This window comes from Paenarthrobacter sp. PPS72 (assembly GCF_048537125.1).
GTDB classification, from domain to species: Bacteria; Actinomycetota; Actinomycetes; order Actinomycetales; family Micrococcaceae; genus Arthrobacter; species Arthrobacter nitroguajacolicus_E.
Genome location: NZ_JBLYIE010000004.1, coordinates 25,907 through 49,076 on the forward strand (window position 1 = coordinate 25,907; position 23,170 = coordinate 49,076).

Consider the following 23,170-nt stretch of genomic DNA (forward strand, 5'->3'; position numbering starts at 1 on the left):
TTCGGGGAATGACCGGGCCCGGCGCATAGTTGAGGCAAGTGCACCCGCCACGAACTGACGCGAACACCAGCCGAGGAGAACCATGAGCACGCCCACCACCGCCAACGACGCCCAGCTTGCCCGTTGGGAGAGGTTCCGCGCAGGTCGAAACACAGCCCTCGCCGCAGAACACGGCTGGTTGACTCTCACGTCTTTTCAATGGCTTGAGGGCCAACCATCCGAGGTTGAACTTGTTCCGGGTCTATGGTCCACAGATGGCAGCGCCGCTTTCCTCACGGCGAGCACTGCGGACGGACTCACACTGGTGGAGACAGGACGGGCCGTCGAGGGGACCATCACAGCTACACTGCAGGACGAAGAGTCGCTCATGTGGGTGCAATTTGGGGGCGACGACGGCAAGCAAGTCGTGGTGGAACTCGCCATGCGTGCGGATAAGTACGCCGTTCGCACCCGGGATAACAGCTCGCCTGTGTTGACCGGGTTCAAGCGTGTGCCCACCTATGACTTCAACCCGGCTTGGGTGATCGAGGGCCGGTTCGAAGCCTACGACGAGCCGCAGGACGTACCAATCGGCACGGCCAACCCCCTGGTGGACGGGGTCCATCGGACGGTTGGCGAGGTTGTGTTCCGGGTGCCGGGTGTTCCCCACGAAATCCGGCTGCACGCGGAAGAGGAGAAGCTGGGCGCGCTCAACGTAACTTTCCACGATGAAACCAACGGTGACACCACTGATGAATGGCGCAAGGTCTTCATCCCCCGGCCTCGTCCGGACGGGTCCGTGGTGATCGATTTCAACCGGGCCATTAATTACCCCAGCGCCTTCACTCCCTATGGCACTTGCCCCATGCCAGTCAGAGGAAATTCAATCGATGTGCGGGTGGAAGCCGGAGAGAAGCTTCCCCAGGAGTAACCCCGGATGCCAAAGGCGGGGCTAGGCTATGGCTGAAACCCCTGTCACTGCACGGCCGACGATCAGCGAGTTGATTTCGTAGGAGCCCTCGTACGTATAGATGGCCTCGGCGTCGGCGAAGATTTTCGCGATGCGGTAGTCGGTGACTATTCCGTTCCCGCCCAGGATTGACCGGCCCAATGCCACGGTTTCCCGCATCCTGGCGCTGCAGTAGGCCTTCGCGAGTGCCACCTGCGCCATTTCGGCACCTCCGTGCCGCACGCCTTGGGCATCTGTGAAGATGTCCTCCTGCAACTGCGCAATACGGACCATCATCCCCATGCTGGCCACCGCATTTCCGAGCATGTCCACCAGATGTTGCTGGACGAGCTGGAACTTGGCCAGCGGCTTGCCGAACTGCATGCGCTCGACGGCGTACTGGCGTGCGACGTCGAAGGCTGCCAGTTGCTGGCCAACGGCCTGCCACGCGACCATGATGCGGGACCCGCGAAGTAGATGGTTGGTGTCGACGAAGCTGCTGATGCCGGCGAAACGATCTGCTTCGGCTACTTTGACGTCCGCGAAGACGATGTCGGCGTTTTGCACCGTCCGCAGCGCAATCTTGTTCTCAATGCGGCTCCGCGTGATGCCCGGCAGGGATGCGTCAACGATGAAGGCACGCACGGCGCCATCTGATTCGTCCTTGGCCCATACCAACATGTAGTCGCAGAATGTCCCGTTGCCAATCCAGCGTTTGGCGCCATTAATTACCCAGTAGCCGCCGCCGTCGGAATCTGCGCGCTCAACACGGCGGGCGGTGGTCTCCATTCCCCCGGCGACGTCGGATCCGTGATTCGGCTCGGTAAGGGCGAAGGCCCCGGTGGTGCGGAGATTGGAGGCGTCGTCGAGGTAGCGGTCCTGTTGTGCGTCACTGCCGAAGTCGTACAGGGACTCCACGAAGAGATCGTGGTGGACCATGAAGAACGTCGCTATCGAGGTGTCGACGCGTGTCATTTCGGCGATGACCAGGCCTGCGAAGAGGTGCGTATATCCACGCTGGGCGGGCGCACTGAGCCGGAGGGCCGCAAGCTTGGGGAGGATGTGTTCCGGGAACTCTGCTTTCTCCCACCACTGCCCGGCGTAAGGGGCAATCTCGGAGGCAAGGAATGCCCGCAGTTCGTTGAGTTTCCGCTGTTCCTGGACGCTGAGCAGCGATTCGAAGTCGAAAAAGTCAGCAGTGGGAAGGTCAGCTACGGACGGTGGAACCGGCCCAGCAGGCGTTGACCCCGGAGTGCCGCTGTAATCATCCATCACTTGAGCCCCATACGGATGGCACCGTCAAGGCGGATTGTCTCCCCGTTGAGCATGGCATTTTCCACGATGTGGGCCGCCAGGTTTGCGTACTCGGCGGCACGGCCGAGTCGCGCGGGGTGCGGAACCTGCTGTCCAAGGGAGTCTTGGGCTGACTGGGGCAGTCCGGCCATCATGGGTGTTTCAAAGATGCCGGGGGCGATGGTGGCTACCCTGATCAGTGAACGGGCGAACTCCCGCGCCAAGGGCAGCGTCATGGCTGCTACAGCCCCCTTGGATGCGGCGTACGCCGGCTGCCCTATCTGGCCTTCGAAGGCTGCCACGGATGCGGTGTTGATGAAGACACCGCGTTCGGGCCCGCCCAGTTCCGTAGCGACTGGCTCGGTTTCCACCATGGCTGCAGCGGCTAAACGGATCACGTTGAAAGTGCCCACGAGGTTGATCTGGATGACCTTGTTGAAGTTCTCCAGCGGCAGCACGCCTTCGCGGCCCAGGACTTTCCCCGGGGTCGCGATGCCGGCGCAATTGACCACGATCCGGAGCGGCCCCAAAGTCGTTGCGGCATCGACGGCGGCCTGCACCTGGGACTCGTTGGTGACGTCCGCGGGAGCGAACACTGCGCGCGGGCCCGACTCCCCCTCGCTTGAGCCTCCCGCATTGAGCTCGGCGGCGTAGTCATCTCCCGCCGATTGCGGCAGGTCGACAAGCACCACCGAGGCGCCGGCGTCGAACAAGCGCTTCGCAGTAGCCGCCCCCAGCCCTGATGCCCCGCCGGTTACCAGCGCGACTGTGCCCTTGATGTCCATTCATCCTCCTTGATGCAGACCCAAATCCGTTAATGCATGTTAACTGGAATTGTGGACAAGCGCACACTGCCCGCCCGGATAGGCTAACTACATGTCCAGCCAGATCGAGCCAACCAGGAAGCCTGCCTCTTCCCCGGAAACCCCGGGCACCCCGGACACCCCGGAAAATACAGAAACCGCACAAGCCACTGAATGGGCAATGCGCGCCAATCAAGCGGCCCGATCAGTGACCAGAAGCTTCGGCAGGCGGCTGCTCTTCCTGCCAGGTACGCACATCGGCGCGGTGAGCCTGCCCGGCAACACTGTCAAGAGCCTCTCCGGCCCTTGGCACTACTGGTGGCAGGCGCACTACGTCGACTGTCTTGTGGATGCCGGGCGCCGTGAACTCGCGGGCAAGACAAGGTTCGACGGCGACTCCCGCCCGAGCGCTGGCCGGCTCGGTTCGCGGCTGGTCACCACTATCCGGTTACGCAACTTGTTCCGATTCGTCAACGACTACTACGACGACATGGCTTGGCTTGCCCTGGCCACACTGCGCTTGGAGAACTTGGCCGAGGCGAGCCAAAAACGAGGTCGCCGGCGCAATGCATACATCCGCAAGCACCTGACTCTGCAGTTCGATTCGGCCTCTACGGACGACTTCGGCGGCGGCACCTTCTGGAGCACCACACGGGACTTCAAAAACACGCCTGCCACCGCCCCGGCGGCACTCTACTACGCACGGACAGGGCATACAGGCCGTGCACAGCAGTTGGTGGACTGGCTCAACAGCAAACTCCTCCACCCTGAGCGCGGGGTGTATCAGGACGGGGTTCGGATGAGCCAAGGGCAGCTGGTGGTGGATCAGGCCATTTACACCTACAACCAGGGCCCGGTCCTGGGGGCATTGCTGGAACTTGGCGGTGATGACAACCTGCGGAGGGCAGCGCAGTTAGTGGACGCTGTGAAGCGCGAACTGACGATTTCCGGCACCGGGGTCATCCGGGGCGATGGCACGGGAGACGGCGGACTTTTCACCGGCATCCTGCTCCGCTATCTGGCACTCGCAGCCCTGGACGCCAGACTTCCGGCAGCAACGCGGGAAACAGCCAAGTCCTTGGTTTACAGCACGGCCGAAGCGCTCTGGGCAGGGCGCAGGGAAAATCCCAACCAAGCCAAGGGCGCTCCGGCCATCGTCTTCTCTTTCGACCCCCAGCGACCGGCGAGCGAAACATATCCGGCGGGGACCGCCGTCGAACTTTCCACGCAGCTCCAAGCCTGGATGGCGCTCGAAGCTGCAGCCACTCTCTAGCTCCCGCTGGAAGAGGGGCGCTTCCTTTGCGGATACGGGGCCTCATGGCGGGCCAGCATCTCCACGAAACCGGCGATTTTGCGTGCCCGGGTCTCTGCCCGCTTGACCCCGTTGGTGCGGTGAATGAGGGCGAAGCGGTTTTGGGAGGTCAGGACGTCGAACATAGCCTGGGCTTCCGGTACTGCCGCGATGGCGGCAGCGAGGTCGTCCGGAACCACGGAATCCGCTGGCCCGGCGTAGGCGGCTTCCCAGCGCCCGTCAGCTTTCGCGGCCTCGACGGCGGCACGTCCGGCATCGGTCATCCTGCCCTCGGATTCCAGCCGCGCAATGTGCCCCACATTCCGCGCTGACCAGATGCTCTTGCGGCCACGGGGAGTCATCCGCTGGAAGTAGCTTTCGGCGTCACGGCTCCTCGCCTGACCATCGATCCAGCCAAAGCACAGGGCTTCATCCAGGGCTGCGTCGTAGTCAAGTTCCGTGATGCTGCCACCCTTCTTGTGCAGGATCAGCCACACCCCGGGGCTCTCTGCGGCATGCTCCGAAAGCCAAGCGCGCCACGCGGTGCCGTCGGCGGCAAGAAGTTCCTCAAGTTCAATGGGCATGGGTTCATTCTGCGGTGTAAAGCACGGTCCCTGACAAGGCCACGCGGCATAGTCTGGGAACGGACAGCCCCTTTACCGGAGGACACAACCCAGGAGGACCAATGTTGCGAGCCCGCCCCATCCACTACACATCGCGCGTTGAGCAGTGGGCAACGCTACTGCAGGCGCTGGGTTTGGTGAGGACGATGGACGATGGCGACTGGCAGGAGTTCGACGCCGGCTCGGGTCGCGTCGCGGTGGGCCGGTTGGAGCACGGCCACCCCCTGGATGGCTACACAATTTTCAGTGTGGAGGTAGGTAACCTGGAGGAGTTCGCACGCCGCACCGAGGAAGCAGGCACCCAGGCAGAGCTCCATGAAGCCTCCTACGGGCCCACAGTGCGCCTCCCCACCGACGACGGTTTCGAGTTCTTCGCTTTCCCCGCGCGGCGGGCAACGGATGGCAGCTGGGCAACCTCAAGCGAGGCCGACGCAGCGCTCACGGTGGTAGCGACGTGGGTCAGCCCCTATGTGGGCTTGGCGGCCAATGTCCTCCGCAATATTGGCGCCCGGCCGCGCACCGAGCACGACGAAGCAGCCACGTTCACCACCAAAAACGGCGGAATCCTTCAGGTCACCCATGGCGCGGACGCTACCAACGGAGACCTCGCGTTTGAGTACGACGGCGATCTCGAATTACTGCCGGAACGCCTGAAAGCTGTGGATGTAGAGGCGAGGATCAGCGAAGAAGTCCTGTACGTCGCCAACCCGGACGCTGTAGGCGGCGCGGCGCCGGCGTCGATTGCCGTAAGGAAAGCAACGGACTCCCGCCCGTAATACAGCCGAGAGCGTAACCCCGCAGCCACGGCGATGCCTCCAAGGAAGTTCGGCTGGGGATGCGGTAGAACTTAACCATGAGCGTACGTACACCCGACCCGTATCCAGGCTGGCTTTCAGATGAAGACCTCTTCGAAGCCCGCGGCCGCCTCCCCATGGTCTATGTGGAGGCCGTTCCGGTCAGGCTGGATCCGCTCGGGTACGTGAACGAGGTTGGCACGCTCCTGCAAGGAGACGCCGACGGCAACATGGTCCGCTACCTCGTTTCCGGCCGCGTCCTCTACCGCGAGACCATCCGCGCTGCCCTTCTCCGCCACATGGAGAAGGATCTCGGCCCCTTGGCTTTCCCGCAGTTGCCCATCAGCCCTGTTCCGTTCACGGTGGCCGAGTACTTCCCGGCTCCGTCGCAGACAGGCTTCACGGATGACCGCCAGCACGCCGTTTCGCTGGCCTACATCATCCCCGTGACCGGCGAGTGCGAACCGCGCCAGGACGCCTTGGAACTCACCTGGATGACACCCCAGGAAGTGTTGAGCGAGAGCGTCCAGCAGGAATTCGACGGCGGCCGCGGCAACCTTGTCCGGCAGGCACTGGCTTTCTCGGGCATCGTTCTCTAGCGGGTCCCGGCCCCTGCAGCAGCCGGTCTTTGTAGACTGGACGGCGGACCCCACGAGAACCAAAGGACTCCCGATGACTCACAGCCCAGCCACACAGCAATACAAGGAAAAGCAGGCTGGGGACCTGCGGCCGGGGGACTTTGTGTTCCCGCCCGGTGACGGGCCGGCCGAGGAAATCGCCGCCATTGAGGTGGAAAACGATGATTACGGCGTGGCCGCGCTGCTCTTGGTGACCACGGCCGACGGCGGCAAGGTACGGATCGCTGCCGGGTCCAGTGTCCCTGTGGGTGATGGAGTTCCGGCCGGCTCGAGCACTCCTGGCCCCAACGCGGCCGAGCCCAACGCTGCCGACTCCAGCGCTGCAGACGAAAGCACCCCCACAGAAGGCGGCGCCGAAGCGCAGACGGGACCCGCCGTCGTGGTTCCTCCGCGACCGGAAACACCCCCGGCGTATAACGGCCCCACCGCTGAAGAATTGGCCCTCATTCCTGAGCCCGACGGCACCCCCGAAGCCGTGGTCCGCGCGGCTGCCGCCAACCACAAGGGCAAAAACGGCGTGCAGGTGCTGGCGGATCGGCTGGCGAAGGGCATCAACACGAAGTCGGGAAGCTGCCTGCGGGACCTCAGCGATCTTGCCTTCGATCTGTGCATCGTCCTGCGCGATCCGGATCATGCTTTGGCAGTGGCTGACCTGCTGAATGTGCTGCCCTTTGACGGCAACCTGGACCGTTGGGCCTCGATCGAGCGAGCACTTGCCCTTTCCAGTTTCATCTGCCGCGAAGCCGGGCAAACTGAACGCGCCGCCGTCTACGAGAAACTGCTGCGTGCGCCCGAATCCCAGGAAGAAGACCCCTTCAAGGCCCGGATCAATGCCCGCGTACGGCAGCGCTCGCTAAACGAACCAAATCTGTATGACAAGGAAATCTTCCGCGCGATCGACAACGGTAACCACGAAGCCGAGCGCGAATGGCGGTTCCTCCGGCTCGAAGCGCTGATGTTCCTGCGCGCCCACGGTGGATCGAAAACCATCGACGAGGATGAATTGGCCCGGCGGATTGGCAACGAACTCGAGTCGGTCCGCGCCTAAGTTTCCCTGTACGGCTTTTTCGGGAATATCAAGGCCTGTTTTGTGGGCGCCAACGGCGGTAGATTCGGGGCCATGACGAACAATCTGAGCGTTGTGATTAATGCCGACGCGCAGCAGGTTTGGACAATGCTGCGTGAACCGTCGTTGGTAGCCCAGTGGCACGGCTGGGAGGCCGAGGACCTCACCGACGAAATCAAACAGATCTACTTCAACACCGATGTGGTGGAGGGGCCCGATCACACGAGCCTGACCGTCAATGGCGGCGACGTCTTTGAGCTGCACCCCGTCTCCGGTGGTACCGAAGTGCGGGTCACCAGGGCCGCCCTCGACCACAATTCGGAGTGGGCCGAGTGGGACGAGGACATCACCCAAGGCTGGCTCACATTCCTGCACCAGCTGCGTTTCGCGTTGGAACGGCATCCGCACGGGCACCGACGAACGCACTTCATCTCACTGCCAGGCAAGGGCGGGCCGGCGATAGAGAAGCTGGGGCTCGGGGATCTGCCGCCCGTTGGGGAGGAATACTCGCTTACGCTTGCCACCGGCGAGAAGATCTCCGGCAAGGTTTGGTTCAAGAGCCGGCACCAAGTCGGGCTCACTGTCCACAGCTACGCCGAACACGGGGACGGACTGCTGATCGTCGCGGAGCAGCTGCCGATTCCGGAGAAAAGGCCCGACGGCGGGTCCATGGTGATTGCCTCCACTTACGATCTGGGGGCCCACACTCTGGCGGACATCCGGTCATCGTGGGACAACTGGAAGGCTGAGAACTACGGGTCTTAGGGGTTTTTCGGCGGGTTACCCGCGGTAAAGCTGGCACACTAGGTAGCGTGCCAGCTTCCCTTCCTGCTTCTGCGTCTGTTCCTTCCCCTGCTTCCGTCCTGCCTGACTTGCCCGGCCTGGCTGCCCGGCAATCCGAGTTCTCCTTCTCGGTGGGCAAGCGCCTGACTGAAACGTGCTCGCCGTCGAACGCTCAAGTAGATGCCAACGGCGGCACTTTCCTGGGCCGGACCGGAACCATCACCACGCCGCACGGGACCGTCCGGACGCCCGCGTTCATCGCCGTCGGAACCAAAGCCACCGTGAAAGCAGTGCTGCCCGAGTCCATCGCGCAGCTCGGCGCGCAGGCCGTCTTGGCCAACGCCTACCACCTGTACCTGCAGCCAGGCCCTGAGATCCTCGACGCCGCGGGCGGGCTGGGTGCGTTCATGAACTGGTCCGGGCCCACCTTCTCTGACTCCGGCGGATTCCAGGTGATGAGCCTTGGCTCGGGGTTCAAAAAAGTGATCGACATGAAGAACGTGGATTCGTCCGGGCCCGATGACGCCGTAGCGCCCGGCAAGGAACGACTGGCCCACATTGATGACGACGGCGTCTGGTTCAAGTCGCACCTCAACGGGGACCGGCACCGCTTCTCCCCCGAAATTTCCATGCAGGTTCAGCATCAAATCGGCGCCGACATCATGTTTGCCTTCGATGAGCTCACCACCTTGCAGAACTCGCGGGCTTACCAGGAGGAGTCTCTGGAGCGCACCCGGCTTTGGGCGCTGCGGTGTTTGGAGGAGCACGCTTCCTTGACGTCTTCCCGTGCGGGAAAGCCATACCAGGCGTTGTTTGGCGTGATCCAGGGAGCCCAGTACGAGGACCTGCGCCGCAAGGCCTGCCAGGACCTGGGCGCCATGCCCTTCGACGGGTACGGGATCGGCGGTGCGCTGGAGAAGGAAAACCTGGGCACGATTGTCCGCTGGTGCAACGAGGAACTTCCCGAGAACAAACCGCGGCACCTTCTGGGCATCTCAGAACCGGACGACATCTTCACGGCAATCGAGAATGGCGCCGACACCTTCGATTGCGTCTCTCCCACCCGCGTGGCCCGGAACTCCGCGTTCTACACGCCATTCGGCCGGTTCAACCTGTCCGGGGCCAAGTACAAGACCGACTTCGGGCCGCTGCAGGATGGCTGCGACTGCTACACGTGCGTGAACTACTCACGGGCCTACATCCACCACCTGTTCAAGGCCAAGGAAATGCTCTCGGCAACCCTGATCTCCATCCACAATGAACGCTTCGTGGTGAAGATGGTCGACGATGCCCGCGTGGCCATCGAATCCGGGGATTTCTTCGAGTTCAAGGCGGAGACACTGGGCCGGTACTACTCGTAGCGCTTCGTTCTCGCGCCGAGATCGCCGGAGCCGTGCGTGATCGCCGGGCATACCCGGCTAACTCGCACAGCTCCCGCGTCCTCGGCCCTTGTCCGGCGATTTCGGGCGTTATCCACATAACGACGGCGGGGGCTACTTTCGGCGTCGAGCCTGCCTGAGGCTGGGTTGATGAGTCAGAAACAAGCGACGGCCCTCCCCCAACTCGGAACGCTTTGGCGCACCCGACAACTCAATGAACTGGGGCTCGGTTCACGTGCAATCGGGGTACTGGTCCGCCAAGGTGACCTGATCCGCGTGCGGCAGGGCTGCTATATACGTCGGGCGGCATGGGACAAGCAGCCTGACGATGTCCGGGGCAAGCAACTGATCCACGCACATGCACACGGAACGCTAACGACGTCCACTGACGGCTACGTCTACAGCCACACGTCGGCGGCGAGGCTGCACGGGCTCTTTCTGTGGAACGTGGATCAACTCATCCACGTCACCCTTCCCACCAACCCATCCAGCGAGCGTCTGGGCAAGGATGTTCGCGGACACAAGCTGCGATTGCCCTCCTCCCAGATCACCACGGCGGAATTCCTTCAGGTCACCGATCTTGAGCGAACTGTTGTGGACTGTGCCAGGACACTGAATTACAGGCAGGCCTTGATCATCATGGACCATGCGCTGCGGCTCGGAGCAGACAAACCCCTCATGCAAGCCCACGCAAGTACGCTATCCGGACGACGAGGATTTCGGACCCTGCAGAGATGCTTGGCCAATGCTGATCCCCGCTCGGAATCCCCTGGCGAAACACTGTGCCGTGAACTGCTCGCGCGCCTCAAACTGCCCATGCCCACGGCACAGGTGGAAGTGCAAAGCCGTATTGGCCGGTACCGAATGGACTTCGCGTGGAAGAAGGAGAAGGTGGCTCTCGAGTTCGACGGAGAGGTCAAGTACTTCAAGTACGCCCGCACAGACCGGGTGATCTTCGAGGAACGACGCCGGGAGAAAGCACTCACAGAGGACGGCTGGTTCTTCATCCGCGTGGAGTGGCGGGATCTGTTTCAAGAGCAGGAGTTCAAGGTTCGCGTTCTGAAAGCGCTCAGGAGATGATGGGGTGGCCGGGCGCCCTCGGGGAGTCCCGACTCCTAGACTGCCGCAACCCCGTAGCTCGGCTCGCGCTTCTTGATCCATCCAACAACCAGCACGGTGACGGGGACAAACAGGAACTCCACGGCGGTCTTGTAGACGAAGCCAACCAGGACGTAGTTCAGGAACGAGCCGAAGTCCGTGATGCCGATAACCGACGCGGCGATGCTGCAGAAGATCAGGGTGTCCACGAATTCGCCCACCACGGACGAGCCCATCAAGCGCGCCCAGAGGGACTTCTCGCCAGTGCGGGCTTTCATCCTCACCAGGATCCAGGAATTGATGGTCTGCCCGGCTAGGAACGCGATCAGCGAACCCAGGACGATCAGCGGGACCGGTCCCAATGCGCCTTCGATGGCTGCCTGTTTGGCCGTGCCGTACTCGTCGTTGAAACCGGGAAGCACGATGATGATCCAGTAACAGAGGGAAGCGAACACGGAGAGTGCAAACGAGGTGATGATCGCCTTGCGTGCCACCTTGAAACCGTAGACCTCGCTCATCACGTCGCCCAGGATGTAGGCGATGGGAAAGAGGAAGAACCCGCCGTCAGTGATGATCGGCCCGAGCACCACGCCTTTGGAAGCGCCAATGTTGGACAGGATCAGCACCACGGCCATGATGGCCAACATGATGCCGAAATATGGGGAGCCGATCGAAGCGAAACGTGGCGCGGGCTTGCTCAAAGTACTTGAGCCAGAGGGCGAGGGCATGGGTCATCCATTTCTTAGTGGTTCGCGCAGGCCCTGATGTCAGGACCCGGCTGTATTAGCACTGTGGTTGGTGGGGCAGTCGGCCCGGCACCGCTTCCATTCTCCCACTCACCAACGCCCTCTCACATCCCTCGCCTTTCTTGCCAACGCTCTCTCACATCCCACCCCCTTCCAGGCAGCCTTCTCTCACATCCACGTGCTTGAACCGAACGCTCCCCCGGACCCAATTCTTTTGAACACGTTCGGAAACCGTGGCATACTCATTCTTGAACACGTTCAAAAATCAGCCCAAGGATAAATAGATGGCAGCAAAGAGTGAGCAGACCCGCCAACTGGTTGCAGATGTGGCACTGAAAATGTTCCGCGAGATCGGCTTTGAGAAGACCACCATGCGCGCCATCGCCCAAGAAGCAGGAGTCTCCGTGGGCAACGCCTACTACTACTTCGCTTCCAAGGACGAGCTTGTCCAGGAGCTATACATCCAAGTCCAGGATGAGCACGCCGTGGTCGCGGCCAAAGCACTTGAAGGCGTCCAGGATCTCGCTGGGCGCTTGAAAGCAGTTCTGCACACCGGAGTGGACGTCATGGCGCCCTACCATCGGTTCGGTTCCGACTTCATCGCGACGGCGATCCGGCCGTCGTCGCCCGTCAACCCGTTCGGCGAGGCGTCCACCGCCGCCCGGGAGGCTTCGCTCGCGATCTTCCGTTCCGCCGTCGAAGGTTCCTCCCCCGCCGTCGCGAAAAAGCTGCGCGGGGATCTGCCCGAACTGCTGTGGCTGGCGTACATGGGCGTCGCGCTGTTCTGGGTTTACGACCAATCCGAGGGCCAACGACGCACGAGGAAACTGATCGACGGCGCCGCCCCGCTGGTGGCCCGAGGATTGTCACTCGCGAAAATTCCCGGAGTTAGCAAGGTTTTCGATGACGTTCTGGGACTCGTCCGCAGCGTCAAGGAAGATTCCTGATGCCGCGGGCTGTGGTTATTGCTGGTGCGTCCGGGTTCATTGGCAGCTACTTCCGGCAGCGGTTTGTTGCTGAGGGCTGGCAGGTCAGGACGGTTGGGCGGGACGCCTCCGCCGACGCTCAATGGAACGACGACGGCGCCATCACCAAGGCGCTTGACGGCGCGGAACTGTTGGTGAACCTCGCCGGACGATCAGTGAATTGCCGTTACAACGAGCGGCACCGTCGCGAGATCATGGATTCCCGAGTGTTGACGACGCGGACCTTGGGCCGTGCGGTTGCCGCGTGCAACGAACCTCCCCGGACGTGGATTATTTCCAGCACCGGCACCATATACCGGCATGCTGAAGACCTTCCGCAGTCTGAATCGTCCGGTGAATTGGGCAGTGGTTTCTCTGTGGATGTGGCCCGCGCTTGGGAGGACGAGTTGGCGGCGGCTGCTGTTCCGGACACACGGAAAGTGCCGCTTCGCATTGCGATCGCGCTCGGTTCCGGTGGCGTCATGAGCCCTCTCCGGAACCTCGCCCGGCTCGGTTTGGGCGGGCACATGGGACCTGGCACGCAGAAGTTCAGCTGGATTCATGTGGAAGATCTGTTTCGTACCGTGCTGTTCGTGCACGAGCATACTGAGCTGGCGGGTCCGGTGAACGCGGCGACGCCTTACCCCGTGGACAACCGCGAGCTGATGTCCTTGGTTCGGCAAAGCCTGGGTGTTCCGTTCGGCATCCCGACGCCAGCTTGGCTGCTCGAAGCCGGAGCCATCCTGATCCGGACACAAACGGAGCTGGTGCTGAAGAGTAGATGGGTTGAGCCTCGGAAACTGCTCGACGCGGGGTTCGCGTTTGAGCACCCAACCCTGGTCGGCGCTCTCAATGAGCTTGCCAGGGGTCCATCCCTCTCGCACATAATCACCCCTTCAGCCGATCCCTCTCGCACATCCCCCGGAGGTAGTCATGAGTCAGGAACCATGGACTGACGAGGACGAGTACGGGCTTGCAGGTCCACACACGTCTGCCGAATGGCGCTACGGGTGCAAGGATCGGGTAGTGCTCGGCGGCAAGGGGCTGCCTATGGGAATCGCCGTAGCGCACCTGACATTCTGCGTCTTCTGGGGAATCCAAGCACCGGGTTGGGCCATCATTTTCTTCGGTTATAGCCTGCTCCCGGTTTGGATAATCGGCGCGGCGGTGGGGTCGCTTCTCGGTTTGGCACTGCGCCGTGTTCGGAATCAGTGGGCTCACGTAGCCGCATTTTTCGCCGGGGGCTTGCTCATGTGTGTGCCATTTGGCGGACTTTCAGGGGCGGGTCCCCTACTCTTCTCGTCGTCAATTGCCCTGGCCGCGGGTATTGGCCGCCTCGCCGCGTGGAAGCTCGTGCGCATCAACGATGCTCCCTAGCCCGAGGGACGTGAGAGAGCGTCAGCCCCAAGCCCGAGGGACCTGAGCGAGCGTGGGCCAAAACCTAAGGAAGTGTTAGGAAGTGCCCGGCCGGCTAGGGCTGTGCCGTGCATCACCCATAGTTTGGAACATGTCCTCTTCACCTTGGAGGACCTTTCTTAGTCGACGAAGAGCCATGCGCAAGGACGCCATGAGCACCCGCTTCATGGACAGAACGAACTCATGCAAGACACGGCCGCCGCAAAACGCTGCCGTCCAGGAAGGTTCATTGATGAGCACCCAACAAGCTGTGCCGCTGAGCGAAGCCGCCCAGACCCGCAAGGCCGTGAGCAACATCCTTAAGGGCTCCGCGGGCAACCTCGTGGAGTGGTTCGACCTCTACGTTTATACCGTTTTCGCGGCGTATTTCCAGTCGCACTTCTTCAATTCCTCTGACGACCTCCAGGCCGGCCTTGAAGCGATGGCGGTCTTCTCGACGTCGTTCCTTATGCGTCCTATCGGCAGCTGGTTCTTCGGCCGGTACGCGGACCGCAAGGGCCGCAAAGCTGCGCTGACACTGAGCGTGACCATGATGTCTGCCGGTTCCTTCGCCATCGCCATTCTGCCGACACAGGACGTTATTGGCCTGTGGGCGCTGATTTTGCTGGTGTTTATCCGCATGGTCCAAGGCTTCTCGGTGGGCGGCGAATATGGAACCAGCGCCACGTACATGTCCGAGGCCGCAACGGCCAAGCGTCGTGGCTTCTTTTCCAGCTTCCAGTACGTCACGCTGATTGGCGGGCAGATGCTGGCGCTCCTGGTCCTGGTGATCCTGCAGAACACCATGAGCAAGGAAGATCTGACAGCGTGGGGCTGGCGGATTCCGTTCGCCTTGGGCGGTGCCGCTGCGTTGGTTGTTCTCTGGCTTCGCCGCTCCATGGAAGAAACCCTTTCCGCGGATCAGCTCCGCGCTGCACACGTCAAGGTTGAGGGCGAGGCACAGCCGGGCACCATGAAGCTGTTGTTCACCAAGCACTGGAAGCCGCTGCTCATCTGTATCGGCATCACTCTTGGTGGCACCGTGGCGTTCTACACGTACACCAACTTCATCCTGAAGTTCATGAACGATACTTCCGGGATCGCCAAGACCGATACCTCTGTCATCAATTTCTGGGCGTTGTTCATCTTCATGCTGCTGCAGCCCGTGTATGGCATGCTTTCTGACAAGATCGGCCGGAAGCCGCTGCTGCTCTGGTTCGGTGTGACAGGCGTGCTGTTCACGTGGCCGCTGCTCTCCACGCTGGCTGGGACCAAGGATCCGTTCGTGGCGTTCCTGCTGATGTTCGGCGGTCTGCTGATGGTGGGTGGCTACACGTCCATCAACGCGTTGGTGAAAGCTGAACTGTTCCCGGCGTCGATCCGTGCGCTCGGCGTGGGGCTCGGTTACGCAATCGCCAACTCGCTGTTCGGCGGCACGGTTCCGCTGATTGGTGCGGCCCTGCAGAAGTCAGGCCAGGTGGACATGTTCTTCACGTACGTCACGGCTGCAATCTTCATCTCTCTGCTGGTGTACATCTTCGCGCTGAAGAACAAGAAGCCCACGCACTTGGACGCGGAGCAGGGCAACGCCTTCGCGGCCAAGGGCACTGTGAAGGACGACGACGGCACGAAGGACCGCGTCAACGCCTGACCCGGCTGCCTTGTTGGGCCCGTTCTGCGCGCTTTGGATACTCCGAAGGGCGCAGAGCGGGCCTCACAACGTTAAGCTCTAGTAGCGAACCACCCGCAGCGAACCAGCCCACCAAGCCCACCGATCCCAAAGGAACCAGACAGTGCACGTGCTCATCGTTGAGGATGACGACGCCATGGCGTCAGCCTTGACCGCTGCCGTGGCCTCCGCCGGCCACAAGCACACCCGGGTGTCCCGCGGCGAGGACGCACTCCTGGCTCACCGGCAGCACGAAGTGATCCTTTTGGACCTCGGCCTGCCGGACCTGGATGGCTTGGACGTACTGCGGAAACTCCGTCAGGTCACGCAGATCCCCATCCTGATCCTCACCGCACGCAACGACGAACGCAGCGTGGTGCTGGGCCTGAGATCCGGCGCCGATGACTATCTGGTCAAGCCGGTGAAACTCGTGGAATTACTCGCCAGAATCGAAGCAGTCACCAGGCGCACCAACCGCACGGGCCAGGAAGCTCCGCACACGATCGTCCTGGGTGAACTGGAAGTTGACCTCGACCGCCGCGTCGCATCAGTCAACAACAAAGAGCTCGCCCTCACCGCCACCGAATTCGACCTCCTCGGCCTGCTGGTCAAGAACGCAGGCTCGGTGGTGACCAGGGAGCAGATCCTGGACGCACTCTGGGGTGACGCGTTCCTGGCGCATTCCCGGTCCTTGGATGTGCACCTCACAGGGCTCAGGTCCAAGCTGCAGCTTCCCGGCTTCATCATTAACGTCCGTGGTGTCGGCTACCGCGTCGAGCAACCGTGAAAGTCCGGGTCCTCGGCATCCTGAGCCTGTTGGTGGTGATTATTGTGGTGACCGTTTCCAGCGTAATCCTGACGTCGGCCAGCCGGGAAGTCACCCAGGAACTGCAAATCAACCGCGTCGCAGCGCTCAACCGCTTCGCGCAGCTGGCCAGCGATGCTGCGGAAGACAACAACACAACCCAGCTGCAGCGTGAAATGGACCGCTATTCCGAGCTTTATGGTGAGGGAATCCTGATCCGGCTCCAACAAAAGACCCTGCGCTCCGGCAGACTTAGCGAGGACCAGCCACAGGTCAGGGACGCACTCAACCGGGCGAGCCTCAACCTCAGCGACACCACCCTAAACCCCATCCGTGCTTTCGGGACAGGCAACGACTTCATCTCCAGGCCGTTCGGCACAGCCAGCCAGGTACTCGGCGAAGTGGTTGTTGAAGTCAACCTCGATGCAGCCCGGCAGAAGCTGCGGGAGCGGTGGCTCGTCGTCGGGCTTGCAGCAGTGACGCTGGGCGTATTGCTGCTCGTAGCGGCGTCGCGCATTACGGCCTGGGTTTTGCGTCCGGTCCACCGGCTCAGCAAGGCAGTCCACGAGCTTGAGGCAACGGGCAAAACCAGCCAGCTTCCCGACGCCGGTCCGCCCGAGCTCCGTGAGTTGAGTCGGTCGTTCACTGCCATGGCCGATGCTGTCTCCGAAAGCATGGAGTCACAGCGGCGGCTCATCGCCGACACGTCACATCAGCTCCGGAATCCTATTGGAGCGCTGCGGCTGCGGATCGACCTGCTGCAGCTCGCCGTGCGTTCGGCGCCGGAAAAGGAAGCGGCAGCCAGCGTCGTGGCGGAACTTGAGCGGGTGGAAGGAATGCTCGACGCCGTGCTGAAGCTGGCAACGGCCGAACATCGCGCCTCTGAGGGTTCTGCTCGCGTGGAGCCGGAATCGGAACATCAACGTTCGGCCGTCATCGATCCCTTCCCGGTCCTGCAGGGCGAAGTGGAGAGGGCGACGCCGGCCGCTCGCCTCGTCGGATCGGAGTTGACGCTGGAGGGCCCAGCGCCCGAAAACCAGATCGAGTGCGACCCCGATGAACTCGCGCACATGGTGGGTGAACTCCTTGCCAATGCGATCAAATACGCACCTGGAGCACGTGTCACCGTGGCGACCCGGCAGACACGAGGAGGCACCGTCGTCGAGGTTTCCGACGACGGTCCCGGCCTCGCCGCCGATCAGCTCGCCGCTTCCACTACCCGGTTCTGGCGGGCGCCGCAGCACAGCAAAGTCCCTGGCAACGGACTGGGTATGACAATTGTGGAACGGCTGGCGGAGGCGAATGGCGCCCGGCTTGTACTGGAATCGCATGAGCCACACGGCCTGACTGCGCGGCTGGAGTTTGTGCGGCAGGATGCCCATGCGTGACTTCAGCGCCGTTACCCGCCGAACTGCCATCAGAGCAGCCGTTGTGTTCGGCCTTCTCGGATCCACGGCCTGTACACCGCGGGAACAGCCACTTGAACTCACCGTTGCCGGAGGCGAATCGGGTGGCTTCTATCTGGAGTTCGCCACCCTTCTAGCAGACTTGCTGCAGCGGGAGCGGGTGGCTGAAAGGGCGATTGCCCTGACCACCGGAGGAAGCCTGGAGAACATCCAACGAGTCTTGTCCGGCGAGGCTACCTTCGCCGTCGCGCTGGCCGACGCCGCCGCGCAGGCCGCAGCCCCCGCTCAAGCCACCTCCACAGGCCAAGACGGCGGGCAGTTGGTGGCGCTGGGAAAGGTGTACCAGAACTACGTCCATTGCATCGTGCGGGAAGACAGCGGCATCCGGACCTTCGCCGACCTCGCCGGCAAGACTGCGGGCGTGGGCGAGGTGGGCTCGGGAACAACTCTCACGGCAGGGCGAATCATTGCTGCCGCGGGGCTCGCTCTCGAAACGGCAGGGCCGGGCAAGGCTGTAAACAAGGTCAACCTCGGCTTGAACCAGGCACTCGCATCCCTGAGAGACGGTTCAATTGACGTGATGATTCAGTCCGGCGGCGTCCCAACGGCGCCGATCGCAGCGGCGGCGCGGGACCTTGGCGTGCGGCTTCTGGATCATTCTGAGCTCATTCCAGCAACGCGGTCCCAGTCAGGGTTCTTCTACGACCGCGTCCTCATTCCCGCGAACAGCTACGGGAACGCATCTGCCGCGTGGACCGTGGGCGTGGCCAACCTACTCCTGTGCCGCAGGGACCTGGCCGATCATGTTGTTCGGCAGACCGTGGAACTCCTGGTGGAACAAGCCCAGGATCTGGTGCCAAAGTCCAGCACCGGCGTCCAATTCCTCAGCCCTGAGACACTTATCAACACCGCGGGAGTGCCCCTGCATCCGGCTGCGGAGGCTGCGTACAGGGCGCTGCACGGATAGCGCCCACAGCCGGAATCGGCGTGTGCAGTGGCAAATGGCAAAATGGAACACATGACTTCAGCCGCTGCCCCTGCCATTGCCCTGACCATCGCCGGCTCTGAAGCGACCGGCGGCGCCGGCGCGCAGGCCGACCTCAAGACCTTTCAGGAACTCGGAGTGTTCGGCATCGCGAACCTCACGTGCATCGTTTCCTTCAACCCGCAGGACAACTGGAACCACCGTTTTGTCCCGGTGGACCAGCAGGTCATCGCGGACCAATTGGAGGCCACGACGGCGGCATACGGCGCCGCTTCCGGCGCACCTTCCGTGTTGGATACCGTGAAGATCGGCATGCTCGGAAGTCCGGCAACCATCAGCACAGTTGAAAAGGCGCTGGCCGACGGCTCCTTCAAGCATGTGGTACTGGACCCGGTCCTCATCTGCAAAGGCCAGGAGCCGGGCCACGCCTTGGACACCGACCAGGCGTTGAAGGCCCAGATCCTGCCACTGGCTACCTTCGTCACGCCGAACCACTTCGAAGCCGAGTCCTTGTCCGGTGTCACCATTACTGACGGAGAATCCCTGAAGGCTGCAGCCATCCGTATCCATGAGATCAGCGGCGCAGCAGTCCTCGCTAAAGGCGGGGTGCGGCTGGAAGGTCCGGACGCCGTCGACGTCTATTACGACGGCGAAACGTTGGAAGTCCTGCGCGCCCCGAAGGTTGGCGAAGTAGCTGTGTCCGGTGCCGGCTGCTCGCTTGCTGCCGCCGTTACCGCCGAGTTGGCCAAGGGTGCCACTCCGCTGGAAGCTGCCCGTACTGCGAAGGAGTTCGTGACGGCCGGCATCAAGAACCGCGTGTCGTCGGGCGCTCCGTTTGACGCCCTATGGCAGGGCGGGGCTCTGTCCTAGCCCGAAACCAGAGTCCTAGCGCGAGACCTTGCCCATGAGCGAGGCGATCGGGCGCAGGAACAGGGGCCGGGCCAGGAACCAAGCGGCCGCCGTGAAGACGATGGAAGCTGCGAAGATCCCGAAACCCCACCAGCTGTTGTTGTCGTCGTTGGCGGCGTACATGTGGTTGAGGTTCCGCAGGGCACCGGTTGCCAGCACCAGGGTCACGTGGACGATCACGAAGGCCACGAAGTAGATCATCACCGGGAAGTGGATCTTACGGGCCAGTTCAATCGGGTAGAACTTGTTGATCGCAGCCTTCTTGGGCCACGCTCCGGACATCCTCAAGCCGGTGATGATGGCCAGCGGAGCAGCGATGAAGACCGTGATGAAGTACGTCAGGAGCTGGAGGCTGTTGTAGTTGTTCCAGCCGTTTTCGACCGGCCAGTTCAGCGAGGCGTACTGCAAGCCCGCAGAGACAGCGTTGGGGAAGACATCCCAGCTGGTGGGCACGATCCTCAGCCATTGACCGGTAGCAAAAAGCAGCACGATGAAGATGATGCCGTTCAGGACCCAGAGCGCATCCAACGTCAGGTGGAACCAGAGGTCCAGGCTAATCTTGGTCGGCGGGTTTTTAGTCTTGATGAAGCCCTTGTTATTCCGGGTCCAGTTGGCGGCCGGACGCGTGGTGGTCCGCACCTGCCAGCCCGACCGGATGATCAGGACCAGGAAGAACATATTGAGGAAGTGCTGCCAGCCCAGCCAGGCCGGGAACCCTGTAGGGGCGCCTTCAGGGATGGCCGAATGCCCCGGGTAGTCGGTGAGGAACTGCTGCACGGGCTGAAGGGTCCGGAGCCACTGCGCAACGAGCACCAGGATCAGTGCCACCACCAAAGCTCCTGCGGTGACGACGACGGGTTTGAACCATCTGTTCGACGTGATCCCGGACGACTTGCTTGAAACGGACATCAGGCCGCGTTCCTCTCTGGCTTGTTTGGCTGCGACCAGTTGGCGCTATATAGCGATTCAACCAGTTGCAGCCCGACGGTGAAAACGACACCCGGGTTTCGGGGCGTTCGACGTCAAAAATCGCAGCATTCGGATACATGCCGCAATACATATTTCTAGAACACACTTCCAGAATTATTTCCCGTTTCACAAGGACCAGTCAAGGCTTCCTGCTGGCTATGTGGATTCTTTCAAGGGTAGGATTCCAAAAAATGGCCGGTCGACACTCCGGTCTTTCTTCTGCCTGCGATAGGAGCGAGGGCGTGGTTCGCAAAACATCCGATGCAGCCACCACTGCCAGCTCCTGGCAGTGGACCCGCACCGCGGCAACACAGCGCAATCTCCTGAACGCAGCCGCCAGCGTGTTCGTGGAGCACGGCTTCACTGACGCGAGCATCTCGGACATCGTGGCGCGGGCAGAATCCAGCGTGGGCAGCCTTTACCACCACTTCGGCGGGAAGACGGAGATCTTCCTCGCGCTCTGGGACGACTACCAGAACGAACACGAACGCTTGGTAGCCGCTTCCGTGGCGAAGGCGCGCAAGGCCGGCGAGAACGAACCCCTTGCACTGTTCAATGTGGGCAGCCGCAGCTACTTCGATTACACATGGAAGCACCGCGACCTTGAGCGGGTGTTCATCGAGGGCGACACTCCCCCGGGCTTCGAGGTACTCAGGCGGGAACGCGGCCGTGAGTGGGTGCGGCAGAACTCCGTGCTCCTGGGCGCCAGCGACGACACCCTTGGCAGGCTCACGGTTGCGGTGATCACGGACATCATTACCGTGGCCGGACAGGAAGTGGCCCTGAGCGCATCGAAGCGTGAAGCCGACGAGGTTGTTGAAGCCGCCGCGGTGCTGGTGGGCCGCCTGGTCCGCTAGCTCAACTCCAACAGCAGGCTGGCGTTCGGCTCAAGCCCGAGGGACGTGAGCGAGCGTCCGGCTCAAGCCCGAGGGATGTGAGCGAGCGTCCCGCTCAAGCCCGAGGGATGTGAGCGAGCGTCAGCGCTCGGAGTGGGCCGCCAGGAAGCTGTACACCTCGGTCTCGTCCACGCCCGGGAACGCTCCGGGAGGCATGGCGGCGAGCAGGTGCGAATGTGCTCGGGCCGACGGCCAGGCGTTGCCGGCCCACTCGCTTGCCAATGACTCCGGGGGCCGCTTGCAGCAGTTCGGGTCCGGGCAGTTGGACGTTGCACGGGCCGTGGTCTCCCTGCCGCGGAACCATTTCACGTGCTGGTACGGCACTCCTATACTCAACGAGAATTCACCGGCCGCCGAGCGCTCCGTGCGGGCCGTGCACCAGTACGTGCCCGAGGGAGTGTCCGTGTATTGGCTGTAGGCGCTGAACTTGTCCGGCACATCGAACACCGCGCGCGAGGTCCATGCTTTGCACGAAGGCTGCCCTTCGATGGCCCCTGTGTGATCCTGCGGGAAGGCGACGCCGTCGTTCTCGTAGGCCTTGTAGATGATGCCGGACTGGTGGGTCTTCTGGAAGTGCGTGGTGATGCCCAGGTGCTTGGTGGCCAGATTCGTGAAGCGGTGCGCCGCCGTTTCGTAGGACACCGCGAAGGCGTCCCGGATGTCCTCCACTGCGATCTCCTTGGCGGCCTTGGCCTTTTGCAGGAACTCCACTGTTGCCTGCTCCGGAAGCAGCAGTGCTGCCGCGAAGTAGTTGGTTGCCACCCGCTGCGCCAGGAAATCCCCATAGTTCCGCGGTGTTTCGTGACCCAGGACGTAGTGGCCCAGCGCCTGCAGGAGGACCGAGCGGGGATCGTGATCCTGGCGTTGGTTCTGCGTCAGATAAATTCTGCGGTTCTTCAAGTCGGTCACGGAACGCGTGGAATGGGGTAGGTCCCCCACATGGTGAAGGGTGAAACCGAGGTTCTCGGCGATGTCAGCAATCACGTGCTGGCTCAGCGGACCGGTGGTGTAGCCCACCCCTTTGAGGACCTTCTGCGCCTCCGCCTCGTACTCGGGGAAATAGTTGCCGCGCTCACGCATCATGGCACGCAACTCGCCGTTCGCGCGGCGGGCTTCTTCCGGCGTCGCGACTTGCTCGTTAAGTTTGCGCTCGAGCTCCTGAAGCAGCCCCACCTGCGACTCCAGCACATCGAGCGGAAGCCGCGAACTGATGCGGATTTTGGGGAGGTCGAGGGATTCGTACAGCGGTCCGCGCTGGTACCGTTCAAGCTCGATTTCCAGTGCCGCCCTGCGGCTCGGCGGCTCCGCTCCGAGCAACTGATCGATGGTCACGTTGAGCGAAGCAGCAAGCTGCTGAAGCAGCCCCAATTTGGGTTCGCGCTTGCCGTTTTCAATGAGGCTCAGCTGGCTCGGCGCGGTCCCGACGGCGGCACTCAAGTCATCCAGGGTCAGCCCGGCCTGCTTGCGCAGATGGCGCACGCGGCGGCCAAGGCTGATGACGTCCAGTTCAGCGGACGCAGCGGACAACGACGGCGATGCTACTTCGCGATTCCAGCTCACAGGAGACATTTCTTGAGAATACGCGAAGAACTGCGTTTCTTTCCATAGTTTTCCCCTAGTAACCCGCTTGGAAGTGCAGAAAAGTAGGTCTTACGAAAAGAAATACAGATCCCGGACAAGCCGGCCGATGCAGCAAAGGCGCAGCGGAGGCCGGCCCGGGCACCACATA

23 protein-coding genes are annotated in these 23,170 nt (G+C 62.3%); 17 read left to right on the forward strand and 6 right to left on the reverse strand.

Annotated elements, in window-relative coordinates; translation table 11 throughout:
- Positions 1-82 precede the first annotated feature (82 nt).
- Positions 83-910, forward strand: a complete 828-nt coding sequence (locus ACLRGI_RS01480; RefSeq protein WP_419199955.1) for a DUF1684 domain-containing protein — start codon at positions 83-85, stop codon at positions 908-910.
- A gap of 21 nt (positions 911-931) precedes the next feature.
- Here the strand turns inward: ACLRGI_RS01480 and ACLRGI_RS01485 are convergent, their stop codons facing one another.
- Positions 932-2,200 carry an acyl-CoA dehydrogenase family protein gene (locus tag ACLRGI_RS01485; protein ID WP_419199956.1) on the reverse strand — a complete coding sequence of 423 codons (1,269 nt, stop codon included), beginning with the start codon at positions 2,198-2,200 and terminating at the stop codon, positions 932-934.
- Entirely contained in the window at positions 2,200-3,006 is an 807-nt protein-coding gene (locus ACLRGI_RS01490) for an SDR family NAD(P)-dependent oxidoreductase (protein WP_419199957.1), read from the reverse strand. Before ACLRGI_RS01490 ends, ACLRGI_RS01485 begins: the two co-directional genes overlap by 1 nt.
- Before the next feature lie 91 nt (positions 3,007-3,097).
- Here ACLRGI_RS01490 and ACLRGI_RS01495 point away from each other — a divergent pair, with 91 nt between their 5' ends.
- The gene (locus ACLRGI_RS01495) at positions 3,098-4,297 is read left to right on the forward strand and encodes a glycoside hydrolase family 76 protein (protein ID WP_419199958.1); all 1,200 of its coding nucleotides are present in this window, start codon (positions 3,098-3,100) and stop codon (positions 4,295-4,297) included.
- On the opposite strand, the gene ACLRGI_RS01500 is transcribed toward ACLRGI_RS01495, so the two are convergent.
- A complete protein-coding gene (locus ACLRGI_RS01500; RefSeq protein WP_419199959.1) occupies positions 4,294-4,899 on the reverse strand; it encodes a YdeI/OmpD-associated family protein in 606 nt (201 codons plus the stop codon). The genes ACLRGI_RS01495 and ACLRGI_RS01500 overlap by 4 nt on opposite strands.
- Before the next feature lie 101 nt (positions 4,900-5,000).
- Between ACLRGI_RS01500 and ACLRGI_RS01505 the strand changes: the two genes are divergently transcribed.
- The 6 genes from ACLRGI_RS01505 to ACLRGI_RS01530 all read left to right on the forward strand — a co-directional run bounded on the left by ACLRGI_RS01505 (position 5,001) and on the right by ACLRGI_RS01530 (position 10,678).
- Positions 5,001-5,714, forward strand: a complete 714-nt coding sequence (locus tag ACLRGI_RS01505; RefSeq protein WP_419199960.1) for a hypothetical protein — start codon at positions 5,001-5,003, stop codon at positions 5,712-5,714.
- Positions 5,715-5,791: 77 nt separating this feature from the next.
- Positions 5,792-6,331: an NUDIX hydrolase family protein gene (locus tag ACLRGI_RS01510; protein ID WP_419199961.1), complete on the forward strand. Its 540-nt coding sequence runs from the start codon at positions 5,792-5,794 to the stop codon at positions 6,329-6,331.
- A gap of 73 nt (positions 6,332-6,404) precedes the next feature.
- On the forward strand, positions 6,405-7,418 hold the full coding sequence (locus ACLRGI_RS01515; RefSeq protein WP_419199962.1) for a DUF6707 family protein: 1,014 nt from the start codon (positions 6,405-6,407) through the stop codon (positions 7,416-7,418).
- A gap of 72 nt (positions 7,419-7,490) precedes the next feature.
- Positions 7,491-8,201, forward strand: a complete 711-nt coding sequence (locus ACLRGI_RS01520) for an SRPBCC family protein (RefSeq protein ID WP_419199963.1) — start codon at positions 7,491-7,493, stop codon at positions 8,199-8,201.
- A gap of 47 nt (positions 8,202-8,248) precedes the next feature.
- Positions 8,249-9,580, forward strand: coding sequence for a tRNA guanosine(34) transglycosylase Tgt (gene tgt / locus ACLRGI_RS01525; RefSeq protein ID WP_419199964.1), 1,332 nt, complete (start codon positions 8,249-8,251; stop codon positions 9,578-9,580).
- Positions 9,581-9,748: 168 nt separating this feature from the next.
- Positions 9,749-10,678: a hypothetical protein gene (locus ACLRGI_RS01530; RefSeq protein ID WP_419199965.1), complete on the forward strand. Its 930-nt coding sequence runs from the start codon at positions 9,749-9,751 to the stop codon at positions 10,676-10,678.
- A gap of 35 nt (positions 10,679-10,713) precedes the next feature.
- Here ACLRGI_RS01530 and ACLRGI_RS01535 read toward each other — a convergent pair whose 3' ends face one another.
- Positions 10,714-11,424 carry a queuosine precursor transporter gene (locus ACLRGI_RS01535; RefSeq protein WP_419199966.1) on the reverse strand — a complete coding sequence of 237 codons (711 nt, stop codon included), beginning with the start codon at positions 11,422-11,424 and terminating at the stop codon, positions 10,714-10,716.
- Positions 11,425-11,726: 302 nt separating this feature from the next.
- Between ACLRGI_RS01535 and ACLRGI_RS01540 the strand changes: the two genes are divergently transcribed.
- From ACLRGI_RS01540 to ACLRGI_RS01575, 8 genes are all read left to right on the forward strand, one after another.
- A complete protein-coding gene (locus ACLRGI_RS01540) occupies positions 11,727-12,389 on the forward strand; it encodes a TetR/AcrR family transcriptional regulator (protein WP_419199967.1) in 663 nt (220 codons plus the stop codon).
- Positions 12,386-13,363: a TIGR01777 family oxidoreductase gene (locus ACLRGI_RS01545; protein WP_419200190.1), complete on the forward strand. Its 978-nt coding sequence runs from the start codon at positions 12,386-12,388 to the stop codon at positions 13,361-13,363. The genes ACLRGI_RS01540 and ACLRGI_RS01545 overlap by 4 nt, the downstream gene beginning before the upstream one ends.
- The gene (locus tag ACLRGI_RS01550) at positions 13,341-13,784 is read left to right on the forward strand and encodes a hypothetical protein (RefSeq protein ID WP_419199968.1); all 444 of its coding nucleotides are present in this window, start codon (positions 13,341-13,343) and stop codon (positions 13,782-13,784) included. Before ACLRGI_RS01545 ends, ACLRGI_RS01550 begins: the two co-directional genes overlap by 23 nt.
- 271 nt (positions 13,785-14,055) lie before the next feature.
- A complete protein-coding gene (locus ACLRGI_RS01555; protein WP_419199969.1) occupies positions 14,056-15,453 on the forward strand; it encodes an MFS transporter in 1,398 nt (465 codons plus the stop codon).
- Positions 15,454-15,595: 142 nt separating this feature from the next.
- Positions 15,596-16,258, forward strand: a complete 663-nt coding sequence (locus tag ACLRGI_RS01560) for a response regulator transcription factor (RefSeq protein ID WP_419199970.1) — start codon at positions 15,596-15,598, stop codon at positions 16,256-16,258.
- Positions 16,255-17,664, forward strand: a complete 1,410-nt coding sequence (locus ACLRGI_RS01565) for a sensor histidine kinase (protein WP_419199971.1) — start codon at positions 16,255-16,257, stop codon at positions 17,662-17,664. Before ACLRGI_RS01560 ends, ACLRGI_RS01565 begins: the two co-directional genes overlap by 4 nt.
- The gene (locus ACLRGI_RS01570) at positions 17,657-18,649 is read left to right on the forward strand and encodes a TAXI family TRAP transporter solute-binding subunit (RefSeq protein WP_419199972.1); all 993 of its coding nucleotides are present in this window, start codon (positions 17,657-17,659) and stop codon (positions 18,647-18,649) included. The genes ACLRGI_RS01565 and ACLRGI_RS01570 overlap by 8 nt, the downstream gene beginning before the upstream one ends.
- Before the next feature lie 51 nt (positions 18,650-18,700).
- Positions 18,701-19,537 carry a hydroxymethylpyrimidine/phosphomethylpyrimidine kinase gene (locus tag ACLRGI_RS01575; RefSeq protein WP_419199973.1) on the forward strand — a complete coding sequence of 279 codons (837 nt, stop codon included), beginning with the start codon at positions 18,701-18,703 and terminating at the stop codon, positions 19,535-19,537.
- Positions 19,538-19,552: 15 nt separating this feature from the next.
- Here the strand turns inward: ACLRGI_RS01575 and ACLRGI_RS01580 are convergent, their stop codons facing one another.
- The gene (locus tag ACLRGI_RS01580; RefSeq protein ID WP_419199974.1) at positions 19,553-20,485 is read right to left on the reverse strand and encodes a cytochrome b/b6 domain-containing protein; all 933 of its coding nucleotides are present in this window, start codon (positions 20,483-20,485) and stop codon (positions 19,553-19,555) included.
- Between the two features lie 302 nt (positions 20,486-20,787).
- Between ACLRGI_RS01580 and ACLRGI_RS01585 the strand changes: the two genes are divergently transcribed.
- A complete protein-coding gene (locus ACLRGI_RS01585) occupies positions 20,788-21,402 on the forward strand; it encodes a TetR/AcrR family transcriptional regulator (protein ID WP_419199975.1) in 615 nt (204 codons plus the stop codon).
- A gap of 120 nt (positions 21,403-21,522) precedes the next feature.
- On the opposite strand, the gene ACLRGI_RS01590 is transcribed toward ACLRGI_RS01585, so the two are convergent.
- The gene (locus ACLRGI_RS01590; RefSeq protein WP_419199976.1) at positions 21,523-23,010 is read right to left on the reverse strand and encodes a helix-turn-helix domain-containing protein; all 1,488 of its coding nucleotides are present in this window, start codon (positions 23,008-23,010) and stop codon (positions 21,523-21,525) included.
- Positions 23,011-23,170: the final 160 nt, after the last annotated feature.

What these genes read in the sequence shown, in the direction of transcription:
- ACLRGI_RS01555 (WP_419199969.1), top strand. Translation starts at nt 14,056, where the DNA reads ATGAGCACCCAACAAGCTGTGCCGCTGAGCGAAGCCGCCCAGACCCGC.
- ACLRGI_RS01520 (WP_419199963.1), top strand. Translation starts at nt 7,491, where the DNA reads ATGACGAACAATCTGAGCGTTGTGATTAATGCCGACGCGCAGCAGGTT.
- ACLRGI_RS01550 (WP_419199968.1), top strand. Translation starts at nt 13,341, where the DNA reads ATGAGTCAGGAACCATGGACTGACGAGGACGAGTACGGGCTTGCAGGT.
- ACLRGI_RS01570 (WP_419199972.1), top strand. Translation starts at nt 17,657, where the DNA reads ATGCGTGACTTCAGCGCCGTTACCCGCCGAACTGCCATCAGAGCAGCC.
- ACLRGI_RS01500 (WP_419199959.1), bottom strand. Translation starts at nt 4,899, where the DNA reads ATGCCCATTGAACTTGAGGAACTTCTTGCCGCCGACGGCACCGCGTGG.
- ACLRGI_RS01530 (WP_419199965.1), top strand. Translation starts at nt 9,749, where the DNA reads ATGAGTCAGAAACAAGCGACGGCCCTCCCCCAACTCGGAACGCTTTGG.
- ACLRGI_RS01515 (WP_419199962.1), top strand. Translation starts at nt 6,405, where the DNA reads ATGACTCACAGCCCAGCCACACAGCAATACAAGGAAAAGCAGGCTGGG.
- ACLRGI_RS01540 (WP_419199967.1), top strand. Translation starts at nt 11,727, where the DNA reads ATGGCAGCAAAGAGTGAGCAGACCCGCCAACTGGTTGCAGATGTGGCA.
- ACLRGI_RS01510 (WP_419199961.1), top strand. Translation starts at nt 5,792, where the DNA reads ATGAGCGTACGTACACCCGACCCGTATCCAGGCTGGCTTTCAGATGAA.
- ACLRGI_RS01580 (WP_419199974.1), bottom strand. Translation starts at nt 20,485, where the DNA reads ATGTCCGTTTCAAGCAAGTCGTCCGGGATCACGTCGAACAGATGGTTC.
- ACLRGI_RS01495 (WP_419199958.1), top strand. Translation starts at nt 3,098, where the DNA reads ATGTCCAGCCAGATCGAGCCAACCAGGAAGCCTGCCTCTTCCCCGGAA.
- ACLRGI_RS01480 (WP_419199955.1), top strand. Translation starts at nt 83, where the DNA reads ATGAGCACGCCCACCACCGCCAACGACGCCCAGCTTGCCCGTTGGGAG.
- ACLRGI_RS01575 (WP_419199973.1), top strand. Translation starts at nt 18,701, where the DNA reads ATGACTTCAGCCGCTGCCCCTGCCATTGCCCTGACCATCGCCGGCTCT.
- ACLRGI_RS01535 (WP_419199966.1), bottom strand. Translation starts at nt 11,424, where the DNA reads ATGCCCTCGCCCTCTGGCTCAAGTACTTTGAGCAAGCCCGCGCCACGT.
- ACLRGI_RS01485 (WP_419199956.1), bottom strand. Translation starts at nt 2,200, where the DNA reads ATGGATGATTACAGCGGCACTCCGGGGTCAACGCCTGCTGGGCCGGTT.
- ACLRGI_RS01590 (WP_419199976.1), bottom strand. Translation starts at nt 23,010, where the DNA reads ATGTCTCCTGTGAGCTGGAATCGCGAAGTAGCATCGCCGTCGTTGTCC.
- ACLRGI_RS01490 (WP_419199957.1), bottom strand. Translation starts at nt 3,006, where the DNA reads ATGGACATCAAGGGCACAGTCGCGCTGGTAACCGGCGGGGCATCAGGG.
- ACLRGI_RS01505 (WP_419199960.1), top strand. Translation starts at nt 5,001, where the DNA reads ATGTTGCGAGCCCGCCCCATCCACTACACATCGCGCGTTGAGCAGTGG.